This is a genomic window from Lacinutrix chionoecetis, assembly GCF_053604665.1.
In genome coordinates, this window is record NZ_JBSHNQ010000086.1 from 145,946 (window position 1) to 160,786 (window position 14,841).

The 14,841-nt window shown below is 32.8% G+C and carries 14 protein-coding genes and 1 tRNA gene; all 15 read left to right on the forward strand.

Annotation, left to right across the window (positions count from 1 at the left end):
- The first annotated feature begins 28 nt into the window (after positions 1-28).
- The 15 genes from ACVC43_RS12935 (at position 29) to ACVC43_RS13005 (ending at position 14,790) form a co-directional block, all read left to right on the forward strand.
- Complete coding sequence (locus ACVC43_RS12935) at positions 29-715, forward strand: DUF6252 family protein (RefSeq protein ID WP_452224956.1); 687 nt, start codon at positions 29-31, stop codon at positions 713-715.
- Between the two features lie 210 nt (positions 716-925).
- A complete protein-coding gene (locus tag ACVC43_RS12940) occupies positions 926-1,375 on the forward strand; it encodes a ferritin-like domain-containing protein (RefSeq protein WP_452224957.1) in 450 nt (149 codons plus the stop codon).
- 166 nt (positions 1,376-1,541) lie between these two features.
- The gene (gene dnaE, locus ACVC43_RS12945; protein WP_452224958.1) at positions 1,542-5,930 is read left to right on the forward strand and encodes a DNA polymerase III subunit alpha; all 4,389 of its coding nucleotides are present in this window, start codon (positions 1,542-1,544) and stop codon (positions 5,928-5,930) included.
- Between the two features lie 252 nt (positions 5,931-6,182).
- On the forward strand, positions 6,183-6,530 hold the full coding sequence (gene trxA, locus ACVC43_RS12950; protein ID WP_452224959.1) for a thioredoxin: 348 nt from the start codon (positions 6,183-6,185) through the stop codon (positions 6,528-6,530).
- Between the two features lie 89 nt (positions 6,531-6,619).
- On the forward strand, positions 6,620-7,165 hold the full coding sequence (locus ACVC43_RS12955; protein ID WP_452224960.1) for a ClpP family protease: 546 nt from the start codon (positions 6,620-6,622) through the stop codon (positions 7,163-7,165).
- Positions 7,166-7,249: 84 nt separating this feature from the next.
- Positions 7,250-8,179, forward strand: coding sequence for a DUF58 domain-containing protein (locus tag ACVC43_RS12960; protein WP_452224961.1), 930 nt, complete (start codon positions 7,250-7,252; stop codon positions 8,177-8,179).
- Positions 8,180-8,258: 79 nt separating this feature from the next.
- Positions 8,259-8,332 (forward strand) — tRNA-Asp (locus ACVC43_RS12965).
- A 450-nt stretch (positions 8,333-8,782) separates the two neighbouring features.
- The gene (locus ACVC43_RS12970; protein ID WP_452224962.1) at positions 8,783-8,965 is read left to right on the forward strand and encodes a hypothetical protein; all 183 of its coding nucleotides are present in this window, start codon (positions 8,783-8,785) and stop codon (positions 8,963-8,965) included.
- A 58-nt stretch (positions 8,966-9,023) separates the two neighbouring features.
- A complete protein-coding gene (locus ACVC43_RS12975; protein WP_452224963.1) occupies positions 9,024-9,206 on the forward strand; it encodes a hypothetical protein in 183 nt (60 codons plus the stop codon).
- Between the two features lie 48 nt (positions 9,207-9,254).
- Positions 9,255-9,437, forward strand: coding sequence for a hypothetical protein (locus tag ACVC43_RS12980; protein ID WP_452224964.1), 183 nt, complete (start codon positions 9,255-9,257; stop codon positions 9,435-9,437).
- A 48-nt stretch (positions 9,438-9,485) separates the two neighbouring features.
- Entirely contained in the window at positions 9,486-9,668 is a 183-nt protein-coding gene (locus tag ACVC43_RS12985; protein WP_452223769.1) for a hypothetical protein, read from the forward strand.
- A gap of 85 nt (positions 9,669-9,753) precedes the next feature.
- A complete protein-coding gene (locus ACVC43_RS12990; RefSeq protein ID WP_452224965.1) occupies positions 9,754-11,769 on the forward strand; it encodes an ATP-binding protein in 2,016 nt (671 codons plus the stop codon).
- Between the two features lie 18 nt (positions 11,770-11,787).
- Positions 11,788-12,468 (forward strand): response regulator, encoded by a 681-nt coding sequence (locus ACVC43_RS12995; RefSeq protein ID WP_452224966.1) that lies wholly within the window; start codon positions 11,788-11,790, stop codon positions 12,466-12,468.
- Between the two features lie 396 nt (positions 12,469-12,864).
- The gene (locus ACVC43_RS13000; RefSeq protein ID WP_452224967.1) at positions 12,865-13,236 is read left to right on the forward strand and encodes a BlaI/MecI/CopY family transcriptional regulator; all 372 of its coding nucleotides are present in this window, start codon (positions 12,865-12,867) and stop codon (positions 13,234-13,236) included.
- 6 nt (positions 13,237-13,242) lie between these two features.
- Positions 13,243-14,790, forward strand: coding sequence for a M56 family metallopeptidase (locus ACVC43_RS13005; protein ID WP_452224968.1), 1,548 nt, complete (start codon positions 13,243-13,245; stop codon positions 14,788-14,790).
- Positions 14,791-14,841 lie beyond the last annotated feature (51 nt).

Sequence of the window (14,841 nt, forward strand, 5' to 3'; positions counted from 1 at the left end):
TTTTTGAGACCTCGAAACATTTATAACTATGAAAAAAATTATCGTTTTAGTTCTAATAGTCTTTACTTTTTTTGGTTGTGGAGAAGAGCTAGAGTTTAATTCGCCCGCTTTTCAAGGTAAAAAAGACGGGAATTTATGGCAAGCTGTTACCTATGTGGCTAACATAGATAATACAGGTGCCTTAACAATAACGGCTTCAGATAATTTAGAGACTATAACCTTGCATGTAAATTCTACAGCATTAGGTATTCATGATGTGGTAGAAACTTCATCATCTGCAACTTTATTAGATATTGATGAGGTTTTATATTCAACCAATAATGTTCCAGACCCAAGTGTGCAAGTGTATCCTGCTTCTGGTGTTATAGACTTAACAGAGGTGAATGTGGAGGGTGGTTATGTGTCTGGTGAGTTTTACTTTAATGCGTTTAATAGTTCTGGGTTAACATCTATTAATGTTAACGAAGGTCATTTTTTTAGAGTGCCATTGCTTGGAGCAATAGCAGGAGGTACTGGACCGGTAAATATTCCATGTAGTACTGCAACAGCAACTGTAGCTGCTACGTTAATAAATTTTTCTGCTGCATCACCTGGAGACGCTAATTATGTTATGGTGTGTAATGCTTATAAAACGGCTTTAACAACCCAAATAAATTCATGTGGAGATCCAGGAGGAACAACTCAATCAATTATAGACTCTCTAACCTGTATGTAACAAGATACAGATATCAATGATATTAAGCGTATTTCAAAACTTTGGAATACGCTTTTTTTTTGTTAAATACTCTTAAATAGCAAGAAAACACTCACAAAGTCTGTTAAATCGCTTGACAACGCCTCTTCTTTCTCTTATATTGAGAATGTTGATGTGAAACAATACGCATCCTTAAAAAAAGTATTGAAATTTAAAATGATAAACGATATTATGAAGTATACAGAAGAAATTTCAAACAAATTAAACGAATTATTAGTAAAAAATTACGACGCAGAGAAAGGCTATATAGATGCCTATAAAAATGTTGAGAGCAACGATTTAAAAATGTTCTTTAAACGAAGAGCTTCAGAAAGAAGTGACTTTGCAAAAGAGTTAAGAACAGAAATTCTACAGTATGGACAAATCCCAGAAGATTCGGGAACCTTTAAAGGAGCCATGCACAGAAATTGGATGAATTTAAAATCAACTTTTACATCTAACGATGAGGCAGCCATATTGGAAGAAGCTATTAGAGGCGAGGAAGCCAGTCTTGAAGAATACAACGAGATGATAAACGAAAAAAACTTGCCGCCAACAATAGATGGTTTAATTGCAAAGCATAGAAATGCAATACAATCTGCAATTAATACAGAAAAAGCTAAATTAGAATTGGTAAGCTAAAAATTTCAATGAAAAAGAAATTTATATAAAAATTCAGCCCGAAAGGGCTGATTTTTTTTGTTTAAAACTGTTTATAACTTTAAGTCTAAAAAGTAACTAATTTTCGTAATTTTATAGGCTCTGTTTTGTATTACTTAACAGCTTCACTATTAAAAAAAAACATTAGATGTACTTAATTTTCGATACAGAAACTACAGGCTTGCCTAAGCGTTGGGATGCACCAATTACAGATACAGATAATTGGCCAAGATGTATCCAGATTGCGTGGCAATTACACGACGAAATGGGTAATTGTATAGAAAGCGAAGATTATTTAGTTAAACCAGAAGGTTTTAATATACCGTATGATGCTGAGAAAATTCATGGTATATCTACAGAGTTAGCTCAGGAACAAGGTGTCACCCTAACCGAGGTTTTAGAGAAATTTAATATTGCATTAGGCAAAACGAAATTTGTTGTTGGGCAGAATGTAAAATTCGATCTCAATATTATGGGAGCCGAATTTGTTCGCGAAAATATAGCGAACCAGTTACAAGAATTACCTGTTTTAGATACGTGTACAGAACACACTGCAAGTTTATGCGAAATACCTGGTGGTCGTTATGGTAAATTTAAATTACCCACTTTAACAGAGTTACACCAGTATTTGTTTAACCAACCATTTGCAGAAGCGCATAATGCCACAGCAGATGTGGAGGCAACTACACGTTGCTTTTTAGAGTTAATAAGAAGGCAACAATATACAATTGAGCAATTAGACGTTCAGCCAGATTATTTTGATCGCTTCTCTCAGGCTAATCCGCAACCAATTAAATTAATAGGTTTAAAGCATATTAATTTAAAACAGGAAAGTGCCAAGATTAATGCGAGATTGCAAAAAGCACAAGGCAGTGATATTTCTTCTGAAGAAATAAAAGAAAACATAGCCGATTTACAAGCTGTAGATTTTGTGCATTTACACAACCATTCTCAGTTTTCGGTACTACAATCCACTATGAGTGTTGCCGATTTGGTTGCTGTTGCTGCCCAGCATAATATGCCAGCAGTAGCTTTAACCGACCATGCTAACATGATGGGTGCTTTCCATTTTGTAAACGCTGTAAACAGGCATAATAAAGCTATTGAAGAAAACATTAAAAATGCAGAAGCTGAAGGCAAAACAATAAAGGAGAAAAAAATAAAACCTATTGTAGGTTGCGAATTTTTTGTATGTGAAGACCATTTAGATAAAAGCCGAAAAGATAATGGTTACCAAATTGTTTTAATTGCCAAGAATAAAAATGGCTATCATAATTTAGCAAAACTGTCGTCGCATGCCTTTGTAGATGGGTTTTACTATTTACCAAGAATTGATAAAAAACTCATAGAGCAATATAAAGAAGACTTAATCTGTTTAACTGGAAACTTATATGGCGAAGTACCAAGCAAGGTTTTAAACGTAGGCGAAAATCAAGCCGAAGAAGCGCTTGTTTGGTGGAAAAATGTTTTTAAAGACGACTTGTATGTAGAGCTTATGCGTCACAATCAAGAGGATGAAAACCGAGTTAATCCTACTTTAATTAATCTTGCCAATAAACATAATATAAAACTTGTAGCAACTAACAATACGTATTATGCCAAACAAGAAGATGCTAATGCGCACGATATTTTATTGTGTGTAAAAGATGGGGAAAAACAGGCCACTCCAATTGGACGAGGTCGAGGGTACCGTTATGGTTTGCCTAATCAGGAATACTATTTTAAGTCGGCAGAGGCTATGAAAAACATCTTTAAGGATGTGCCGGAAGCTATTAGCAATATCCAAGAAGTAGTTGATAAAATTGAAGGCTTTCAGTTAGCTCGTGACGTTTTATTACCAGCGTTTGATATTCCGCAAGAGTTTATAAGTGAAGAAGATAATAATGATGGCGGCAAACGAGGTGAGAATGCATTTTTACGCCATTTAACTTATCAAGGTGCAAAAAAACGGTATGGCGAAGCGCTCTCCGAAGAAATAATTGAGCGCTTAGATTTCGAGCTCAGCGTTATTGAAAAAACTGGCTATCCAGGTTATTTTTTAATTGTTGAAGATTTTATTCGCGAAGCTAGAAAAATGGATGTTTCGGTAGGTCCTGGTCGTGGTTCTGCAGCTGGTTCTGTGGTTGCCTATTGCCTATGGATTACCAACATAGATCCATTAAAGTATAACTTGCTTTTTGAGCGTTTCTTAAATCCAGATCGTGTGAGTATGCCAGATATCGATATCGATTTTGATGATGAAGGCAGAAGCCGTGTCATGGATTACGTTATCGAAAAGTACGGTAGCAACCAAGTAGCGCAAATTATTACATACGGGACAATGGCTGCAAAGTCATCCATTCGAGATACAGCACGTGTTTTAGATTTACCACTATTTGATGCCGATAGAATTGCGAAGCTAATTCCTACCATGTCTAAACTCAATAAGATTTTTGGCTTATCGGAAAAAGAATTAGGAAGTAAATTTAGAGCGGAAGATTTAGAGAAAATAAACGAATTACTTAATATTTCAGAAGGCGAAGATCTTCAAGCCGAAACCGTAAACATTGCGAGATCGCTTGAAGGTTCGGTTAGAAATACAGGAATTCATGCTTGTGGAGTTATAATCACACCAGACGATATTACAAAATTTGTACCTGTTGCAACGGCAAAAGATTCCGATTTATACGTTACACAATTTGACAACTCTGTTGTTGAGGATGCAGGTTTACTTAAAATGGATTTTTTAGGACTTAAAACCTTAACCCTAATTAAGGACACTGTAAAAATTGTTAAAGCAAAGCATGATATACTATTGGATCCGGATAGTTTTCCTTTGGATGACGAAAAGACCTATAAATTATTCCAAAGAGGAGAGACTGTTGGCGTATTTCAATACGAATCTCCAGGCATGCAAAAGCATTTAAAAGATTTAAAACCTACTGTTTTCGACGATTTAATTGCCATGAATGCGCTCTATCGTCCAGGACCAATGGAATACATTCCAAGTTTTGTACGCAGAAAACATGGTGACGAAGATATTGAGTACGATTTACCAGCAATGGAAGAGTACTTAAAAGAAACTTATGGTATTACGGTATACCAAGAGCAAGTAATGTTACTCTCACAAAAACTCGCAGATTTCACCAAAGGTGAAGCCGATGTTTTACGTAAAGCCATGGGTAAAAAGCAAATTGCCGTTCTCGATAAAATGAAGCCAAAATTTATCGAGCAAGCCAGTGCAAAGGGTCACGATGCTAAAAAACTAGAAAAAATATGGAAAGATTGGGAAGCTTTTGCAAGTTATGCCTTTAACAAATCGCATTCAACCTGTTATGCATGGATTGCTTACCAAACCGCTTATTTAAAAGCACATTATCCAGCAGAATATATGGCTGCCGTGTTGTCTAATAATATGAACGACATCAAGCAGGTTACTTTCTTTATGGAAGAATGTAAGCGCATGAAATTGCCTGTTCTTGGTCCAGATGTTAACGAAAGTTATTATAAATTCTCTGTAAACAAAGATAATGCGGTACGTTTTGGAATGGGAGCAATAAAAGGTGTAGGGCATGGTGCAGTAATGACTATTGTAGAAAACCGAAAGAAAGATGGGCATTATAAGTCTATTTTCGATATCGCAAAACGAATAGATTTACGAGCGGCCAATAAAAAGGCGTTTGAGAATTTAGCATTAGCAGGCGGTTTTGATTGTTTTACAGATACGCATCGTGCGCAATATTTTCAGAAAGAAGGTAGCGATCTAACTTTTTTAGAAAAAGCCATTAAGTATGGTGCAAAGCATCAGGAAAATGAGAATTCCTCTCAAGTAAGTTTATTTGGTGGCGCCAGCGATGTACAAATTGCCGAACCACAAGTGCCACCATGCGAAACTTGGGGCACTATGGAAAAATTAGCGCAAGAGCGGGAAGTGGTTGGCGTATATATTTCTGGGCATCCATTAGACGATTTTAGAACCGAAATGAAAAATTTCTGCACGGGAACCATTGCTTATTTTAATAATTTACACGAACACGTAAATAAGGAAATCACATTTGGAGGTGTGGTTACAGATGTGCAGCATCGTGTAAGTAAACAAGGTAAGGGCTGGGCATTATTTACTATTGAAGATTATACAGATACTTTCGAATTTAGAATATTTGGAGAAGACTACTTAAAACATCGTCCGTTTTTATTAAAAAATACTTTTGTGCATGTTAAAACGTTTGTGCGCGAAGGTTGGGTAAATAGAGATACTGGTAAAAAGAGCGATCCAAGATTGCAGTTTAATAGTTTCCAGCTGCTCCATGATGTTATGGATAAGTATGTAAGAAAGTTATCCATACAATTAAACATTAAAGAATTGGAATCTAATAAAATACAGAGTTTAAAAGAGTTAATAGCCATGCATCCAGGTAGTCACTTGCTCGATTTTGTGGTTTACGATAACAGAGAGCAAATTAAATTAGAAATGCCTAGCAGAAGACAGAAGGTAAAAGTGAGCCAGGAATTGTTGAGTGATTTGGAAGAGGCTGATGTTTATTATAAGTTGAATTAATTTTAATTGACGAGGCTGGATTTTAATTTTATGATAATGAAAATAGAACTTCTATTAAAACTTTTCATTATCATAATATAATTCATGCGCAAAGGATTGAGGCATTTGTTGAAGCTCCTCGCAGAGAGCGACTGCCGAAAGCCTGTTTTATGCGCCCAAAACGAAATAAGCCAAATCAATACAACCATAAGTTAAACAAATTATAAGTTTGTAAGCTTTGGAATAATTTTTGACTAAGTTTGTATATTAACAGTGAATAAAACACAATTAAACAATTATATTATGGCATTAGAAATTACAGATGCAAACTTCGAAGAAACAGTATTAAATAGCGATAAGCCAGTAATGGTAGATTTTTGGGCAGCTTGGTGTGGACCTTGTAGAATGGTAGGGCCAATTATTGACCAAATTAGCGAAGAGTACGAAGGTAAAGCCGTTGTGGGTAAACTGGATGTAGATGCAAATCAGGAATTTGCAGCAAAATATGGTGTTAGAAACATACCTACGGTATTAGTATTTCAAAACGGAGAAGTTGTTGGAAGACAAGTTGGTGTAGCGCCTAAAGCATCTTACGCAGAAGCTATCGACGCTTTATTATAGAAATATATTCATAAAGAATTGATAAAGGTTTGCTGTAATGGCAAACCTTTTTTTTATTTTAGTAAAAATTAAGAATAACTATTAGACAAATGAGTAAAACAACAAAAGCGCAAGACGCAATAGATAGTAAATTATTAGACGAAAGAAAGGTGTTTCTTTGGGGTATGGTCGACGATAAAAGTGCTAAACATGTTATCGATAGATTACTGTATTTAGACAGTTTAGAAACTAAAGACATTACTTTGTATATTAACAGTCCTGGCGGTTATGTTACTTCAGGTTTTGCAATGTACGATACCATTAAGTCTTTAAAGAGTGATGTTTCTACTGTTTGTACAGGTTTAGCAGCATCTATGGGTTCTATATTACTTTCGGTAGGTACAAAGGGTAAACGTTTTATCCAGCCACATGCTCGTGTGATGATACATCAGCCAAGTGGAGGCGCACGTGGTCAGGCCAGTGATATTGAAATTACCGCTCAGGAAATTTTAAAAACAAAAGAATTAAGTGCTAAAATTTTAGCAGAAAATTCTGGTCAGGATTACGAAAAAGTTTTAAAAGATTTTAATCGTGACCATTGGATGGGTGCAGACGAGTCTGTAGCATACGGTATTGTGGACGGTGTTAAAAAGTAATTAAAAGCAGAGAGAGGATAGAAAAAAATAGGTTCTATTCTTAATACAAATTAAAGGAAAGATTCTCACAGTCGTGAGAACAGGATGAATTTACAAGACGAGTTAAATAAAGCTGGCGGATTTAAGAACCTTGAACACTTGGCAAAGCAAGTTGTTGAAGGTTTTATTTCTGGCATGCATAAAAGTCCGTTTCACGGCTTCTCGGCAGAATTTGCCGAGCATAAAATCTATAATCAAGGTGAAAGTACACGCCATATAGACTGGAAGCTATTTGCTAAAACCGATAAACTTTATACCAAACGTTACGATGATGAAACGAATTTGCGTTGCCATATTATTTTAGATAATAGTAGTTCGATGCATTATCCGGAAATAAGTAATTTCTCGATAGAGAATTTAAATAAGATAGCCTTTTCTGCATTGGCCTCTGCCTCGCTAATGCATATTCTTAAAAAACAACGCGATGCTGTAGGTTTGAGTATTTACAGCGATGCATACGATTTTTATGCAAGCGAAAAAGGAAGTGAACGGCATCACCAAATGCTCTTAGCCCAACTGAGTAATGCAGCTTTAAGTAAACCAAAGAATAAGCAAACGGAAACGTACCAATATTTGCACCAGATAGCAGAGAAAATACATAGACGCTCTTTAATTTTTGTGTTTACAGACATGTTTCAAACCTCTACCGATGAGGTTAAGTTGTTTGAAGCCCTAAGACATTTAAAACATAATAAACATGAGGTGGTTTTATTTCATGTTTTTGATAGAAGTAAAGAGCTTACTTTCGATTTCGATAATAAGCCTAAACGCTTTATAGATGTAGAAACAGGAGAACATATTAATTTATATAGCGAACAGGTAAAAGATAGTTATGAAGCTTTGGTTGGTAATTATTTTGATGAATTGCGTGTAAAATGTGGGCAAAATAGAATTAAATACGTTGAGGCAGACATAAATAAAAACTTCGATGCTATTTTAACAAGTTACATGTTAGAGCGCCAAAAATTTATTTAATAGTTTTTTTTGAAAAAAAACATAGAAAAGGTTTGCAGTATTAATTTTGCAATGTATATTTGCCCTCGCAATATGCAACGGTCTGGTAGTTCAGTTGGTTAGAATGTCGCCCTGTCACGGCGAAGGTCGCGGGTTCGAGTCCCGTCCAGACCGCAAAATTGCTAAAAGCTTCAACTTAGTTGAAGCTTTTTTTAGCAAAAAATTTAGTTGTGTTGTTTTAATGGATGTAGTAGTCCATTAAACTGGTAGAAAGCTAGTTAAATAGCTTAAACCGATGGAAAGCTTTCCTTTTTTCTTCCTTTACTGGATTTGAAAATTGGGATGCTTTTTTATTTTTAGCTTAATTAAGTTTTAATTAACATATATTAAGCAAGTTATCTTCAATTTTTGCATTTCATCGATTTTAATCATCGATTTAACTTCCATAGTAATATATTTAACGTTCTTATTGATTCCCTTAACATTGTAATTACTTCAATAAGAATCCATTGCAATAGATTTTTCGTCTATTTTTTTACTAAATTATTTACTTTTGTTGTACTATATAAATGGTAACACCTGCCAGTATAATAAATATTAATAGCAATCTTAAATTAAATAATTATGAAATTCCTTAAAGTAACATTAGTAGCAATCTTTTCAATTACCTTATTAACTGCAGTTCTTCCTTCTAATGGAACAGAGCCAACTGTAGAAAAAACAAATCATAAAATATCTAAGCCACACGTTGATCTTACTGCTTTTATAGAGATTAAAGCAAAAAAGAAAGTTCCTACTGAAGGCTAAACAACTTTTATATATAAATAAAATAAATAAATAAAAATAACTCCCTTAAACAACAATTATGAAAATTCTTAAAGTAACATTAGTAGCACTCTTCTCAATTACATTACTAACTGCGGTTTTACCATCTCACAATACAGAGCCAACAGTAGAAACAAGTAACCACGAAATTTCTAAGCCAGATATGCACCTTACTGCATTTATAGAAATTAAAGCAAAAAAGAAAGTTCCTACCGAAGGATAGAATACATCAAGATTGATAAAATAAAAACAACTCCCTTAAACAACAATTATGAAAATTTTTAAAGTAAGATTAATAGCACTTTTCTCCATTACATTACTAACTGCGGTTTTACCATCTCACAACACAGAGCCAACAGTAGAAACAAGCAACCACGAAATTTCTAAGCCAGACATGCACCTTACTGCATTTATAGAAATTAAAGCAAAAAAGAAAGTTCCTACCGAAGGATAGAATACACCAAGATTGATAAAATAAAAACAACTCCCTTAAACAACAATTATGAAAATTTTTAAAGTAACATTAATAGCACTCTTCTCCATTACATTATTAACTGCGGTTTTACCATCTCACAATACAGAGCCAACAGTAGAAACAAGCAACCACGAAATTTCTAAGCCAGACATGCATCTTACTGCATTTATAGAAATTAAAGCAAAAAAGAAAGTTCCTACCGAAGGATAAAACATAAGCACTTCTTTACTGAACCGCTTTTTTTATTACCCTTTACTTTATTTAGTTTAAATTTGATAAAGCCAAAGCGTTAGCCTTGAAACAATCATTTTTTTTAGTTTTTTTATTATTCACTTTACTTTCTTACACTCAAAATGGGAAATCTAATGATGTATTGGATTCTATAGTAGCGTACAGAGCGTATTCTAAAAACACCAAATTAAGCTTAGAGCAACGCATTGATTATGCGAAAAAAGCTATCGAACTCTCAAAAGAGTATGGTAAGGATTCTACTAAGATTAAAAGCCAAAAGTCATTGTCCTTTATTTATTTAAGTGAATGGGATATAGAAAAATTAAAATTAGTAAACTTCGATATTTTAAAATTAGCGAGTAAAAGTAAAGACTCGGTTGCTTTAGCTAATGCTAATTATTTATTGGGTTTTGCTTATCATGAGGAACTTAAGTTAGATAGTGCTTATTATTATTATTCCAATGCTGTTAAACAGCTCAAAGCTGTTGGGAATACTAATAATTATTTAGACGCATTATCTAACATGAGTGATATCCAGCAAGCTGAGCGGGATTATATAGGTGCCGAAATTAATGCAATTATTTCCATTAAAACCTTAGAAAATTTACCCAAAACTGAAGACAACATTGAGTCGCTTTGGTCAAGGTATAATTTAATAGGCATCATTTCGGGTGAGCTTAAAAATTATGATAAGGCTTTAGAATATCATAATCTTGCTTTCGATATAATTAAAGGTCATCCTTACGAATATTATTATAAAATTTATTCGAAAAATAATATTGCATCAATCTACAGAAGAAAACAAGAGTATTTAAAATCTGTTAATTTGTTTAAAGAGATTTTAAAAGACGAATCCCTGAAAACAAAGGATTCTTCATCCTATGCTCATATTCAATCCAATTTAGCGTATTCTCAATTTCTTAGTAACAAGTTTGACGAAATAAACGTAGACAATTTATTTAAAGCATCTTTTGATCTTTCAAAAGTATTAGACGATAAGTTAGGCATAATGGCAACAAGTGCTTACTATGCTGAGTTTTTACAGAACACAGGGAATATAGATTCGGCTAAATTTTATGCCAATTTAGCCTATAAAATTGCTAAGAATACTAACACAAATGATTTTATTCTAAGAACTTTAAAAACCAAATCACAATTAGAAAAAGATTCTTCAAGTATATTTTTAAATGCGCACATTAAGTTAAGTGATAGTTTGGTAACCGCAGAACGCTCAATAAGAAATAAATTTGCAAGAATCGATTACGAAACAGACGTTATTATACAAGCGAAAGAAGCTATATCCAAGCAGAATGTCTGGTTGTTAATTACCTCTATAGGGCTTTTGTTTTCATTCTTATTATTGTATATTATTAAAACACAGCGAGAAAGAAATAAAGAGCTTCAAATTGCACAACAGCAACAACAGGCTAACGAAGAAATCTACAATCTTATGTTATCTCAGCAAGATAAAATGGACGAAGCTCGAGCCGTAGAGAAAAAGAGAATTTCTCAGGAAATTCACGATGGTATTTTAGGGAGATTATTTGGTACAAGATTAAGTTTAGACAGTCTTAATATGTCTAAAACCGACGAGGCAATAATTAGCAGAGAAAACTATATTAAAGAACTTATTGAAATTGAAAAGGATATTCGTAAGGTGTCGCATGATTTAAGTACAGATTTTATTTCTAAAGCCAGTTTTTCTGAAATGATTAACACCTTAGTAGAAACCCAATGTATAGCTTATGGGTTAGCGTTTAAAATTGAAATGGACGAACAAATTAAATGGGAAGATTTTCCTAATAAAACTAAAATTCATATATATAGAATAGTACAAGAGTCACTACAAAATATTTATAAACACGCAAAAGCAAATCTTGTAGTAGTTGGACTAAAACAACAAAATAATTTAATATCTTTAACCATAGAAGATAATGGTATAGGCTTTGATATAACGAAGCAAAAAGACGGAATTGGTATAAAAAATATTAAGTCCAGAGCTATCGATATCAATGGAAAATTTAATATAAAAACACAAAAAAATAACGGTACAACAATTAAAATAGAAGTCCCAATCTAATCCCTCAATCACTTAACAATGGAACAAGTAACCATTAAAATATTAATGACAGATGATCACCCAATGATTATTGAAGGGTATCAAAACACGTTATTAGCTACTAAAAAAGACGCTCAAAACCTTATAATAGATATTGCCACAAATTGTGATGAAGCTTTAGCGCTTATTGATAAATCCAGAGCGCTTGGTGAACCCTATACAATGTGCTTTTTCGATATTAGCATGCCTCCATCAAGCGATGGGAAAATTAAATCTGGTGAAGATTTAGCTTTATATGTAAGAAAAAAATTACCTAAAACGAAAATTGTTATGCTCACTATGTTTAACGAATCGTATCGTATTCATCGTATTTTAAATAACATTAATCCCGAAGGCTTTTTAATAAAAAGTGATCTTACATCGCGCGAATTGGCAAGTGCCTTTCAAGCAGTTATAAATAATCCGCCGTTTTATAGTGGTACAGTAAACCAAACCATAAAAAAAACAAGATTTAGTAGAGTAGAAATCGACGAAATTAATCATCTTATTCTATACCTTATTTCTAAAGGCTTAAAAAATAAAGATATAGCCAAGGAAATTAATTTTTCTTTAAGCGGATTAGAAAAAAGAAAAAAGCACCTAAAGGAGCTATTTAATGTAGAAGACAGTAACGACGAAGCATTAATTGAAAAAGCCAAAACACTTGGTTTTGTAGATTAAAACCTGAAATTTTAGTACTAAATGTTAAAATTTTAGAAATCCAGGTTTTTTTTAAATCAATGGAAAGTATTGTTTTTATTAATGTTTAGAGTGATTTATGTTTTTCGAGTACGGTAAAAACCGTACTCACACAAATACAAATTCCCTAAATTTGATTCATCAACAATCACATTGACTAAATTATAGGATTTAGTTGGTAATAGCACATTTACACTAACCTTGCAGATTCGATCTTGAAACTGCAAGGTTTCTTATTTTTAAGACACTATCCTTACTGCCATCTAAAGTTAGATATCACGAATAAAACATAATTAATAAATTTTTTAACTAAAAAATTAGTTTAAACTAAAAAAATAGTTATATTTGAACTAATAATTTAGTTGAAACCAGAAGCAAATGAAACAACTCACTAAAGCAGAAGAAGACATTATGCAAGTGCTATGGCAATTGCAAAAAGCTAACGTTAAAGAAATAATAGAACAATTACCAGAACCTAAACCAGCTTATAATACAGTGTCTACTATTGTAAGAATACTAGAAAGTAAAGGTTTTGTAGATTATAAAAAGAAAGGGAAAGGGCATATTTATTTTGCCTTATTAAAAAAACAGGATTATAGCAATCAATCTATAAATAAGCTTGTAGATAACTATTTTCAGGGATCATTTAAAAGCATGGTTTCGTTTTTTATGAAGAAAAACGATATTAATTTAAACGAGTTAGAATCTGTTTTAAAAGAAATAGATAAAGACTTAGAATCTAAAAACTAAAAAAAAATGATACACTACATACTCCAAACAATTGTTTTTCAATTGCTGTTTTTAATGGTTTACGATGTGTTTTTAAGAAAGGAAACCTTTTTTAATTGGAATCGTTTTTATTTGTTAGCCTCAGCACTTTTTTCGGTGGTTTTACCTTTTGTAAAGATTAATAGTTTTAAAGAAGTTATTCCTCAAAAATTTATTGTCACACTGCCAGAAGTTATAATTGGTGCACCAGAAATGGTGATTACACCAACTCAAGATGGTACGCTTTTAGAAACAGGATCTTCCTTTGTGTTTAATTGGCATTATATAATTTATATAGGTTGTGCAGTAGCTTTAATTCTATTTGTTGTAAAATTATTTAAGCTATTAAAATTGGCCTCTAAACACTCGAAAGTTAATTTTATAAATTACGTATTAGTAAATTTAATAGGCAGTAGCGCTGCGTTCTCATTTTTTAATTATGTTTTTATTGGCGATCAAATAACCAACAAAGACAGGCAAATTATTTTGCATCATGAATTAGAACATGTAAAGGCAAAGCACAGCATAGATTTATTGTTTTTCGAGGTGCTGCGTATTCTCTTTTGGTTTAACCCGTTAATTTATTTGTACCAAAATAGAATGGTAAATCTTCATGAGTTTGTTGCAGATTCTAAAGCGGTAAAATCGAGTGGCAAAACAAATTACTATAAAAACTTATTATCTCAAGTTTTCGATACTGAGAAAGTATCATTCATTAATCCATTTTTTAAACAATCATTAATCAAAAAACGAATCATTATGTTAAGCAAATCAAAATCAAAACAAATTCATTTGGCAAAGTATTTATTAGTAATCCCAATGGTAGTAGGGATGTTGTTTTATACGTCCTGTACAGCATATCAAGAAAATGAAACAGCGTCAAAAATAGATTTAAAGGAGTATACTTATACTATAAATTTAGATTCAGACAATTCTGATGCAACAATAGCTAAACAGAAAAAAGTAAGTGATTTTCTACACAATAACAAAGAGTATGTATCTTGGATAGTAGTAGACTATAGAAAGGGTGTGAGTACAATTACAGTTCATCACGAATCTGAAACACCTCCTTCAGATTATGAAGACTTATCTACAGATATTTCAAATGAAATTAAATACAAAGCGTTTAGGAAATTTATTAATAAAGAAGCCTTGAATAGTAAAAAAGAGGAAAAGGAAGTAACTTTTCAATCAATTAACCAAGTCCCAAGTTATCCAGGTTGCGATACCACCGCTTCAAAAGATGCTCAACGTGAGTGTTTTAGCCAAAATATTAATAAGTTAGTTGCGAAAAATTTTGATGTAAATCTTGGCAAATCTCTTGGTTTAGTTGGTATGCAGAAAATTATTGCTAATTTCATAATTAATAAAGCAGGAAATATCGATGATATAAAAGTAAGAGCAAGCCATATAGAATTAGAAAACGAAGTTAGAAGAGTGATACGTTTAATTCCACAATTAAAACCTGGAGAGCATGATGGTAAACCTGTGAATGTGTCTTTTACTTTACCAATACAATTTAATATTGTAAAATAATTAGAATTGTAATAGCAAAATTTACAATAGTAAACTTAAAACCGAAGCTTG

Excerpts from the sequence above, each read along its gene's own strand:
- ACVC43_RS12935 (WP_452224956.1), top strand. The coding sequence starts at position 29 with ATGAAAAAAATTATCGTTTTAGTTCTAATAGTCTTTACTTTTTTTGGT.
- ACVC43_RS12940 (WP_452224957.1), top strand. The coding sequence starts at position 926 with ATGAAGTATACAGAAGAAATTTCAAACAAATTAAACGAATTATTAGTA.
- dnaE (WP_452224958.1), top strand. The coding sequence starts at position 1,542 with ATGTACTTAATTTTCGATACAGAAACTACAGGCTTGCCTAAGCGTTGG.
- ACVC43_RS12955 (WP_452224960.1), top strand. The coding sequence starts at position 6,620 with ATGAGTAAAACAACAAAAGCGCAAGACGCAATAGATAGTAAATTATTA.
- ACVC43_RS12960 (WP_452224961.1), top strand. The coding sequence starts at position 7,250 with ATGAATTTACAAGACGAGTTAAATAAAGCTGGCGGATTTAAGAACCTT.
- ACVC43_RS12970 (WP_452224962.1), top strand. The coding sequence starts at position 8,783 with ATGAAATTCCTTAAAGTAACATTAGTAGCAATCTTTTCAATTACCTTA.
- ACVC43_RS12975 (WP_452224963.1), top strand. The coding sequence starts at position 9,024 with ATGAAAATTCTTAAAGTAACATTAGTAGCACTCTTCTCAATTACATTA.
- ACVC43_RS12980 (WP_452224964.1), top strand. The coding sequence starts at position 9,255 with ATGAAAATTTTTAAAGTAAGATTAATAGCACTTTTCTCCATTACATTA.
- ACVC43_RS12985 (WP_452223769.1), top strand. The coding sequence starts at position 9,486 with ATGAAAATTTTTAAAGTAACATTAATAGCACTCTTCTCCATTACATTA.
- ACVC43_RS12995 (WP_452224966.1), top strand. The coding sequence starts at position 11,788 with ATGGAACAAGTAACCATTAAAATATTAATGACAGATGATCACCCAATG.
- ACVC43_RS13000 (WP_452224967.1), top strand. The coding sequence starts at position 12,865 with ATGAAACAACTCACTAAAGCAGAAGAAGACATTATGCAAGTGCTATGG.
- ACVC43_RS13005 (WP_452224968.1), top strand. The coding sequence starts at position 13,243 with ATGATACACTACATACTCCAAACAATTGTTTTTCAATTGCTGTTTTTA.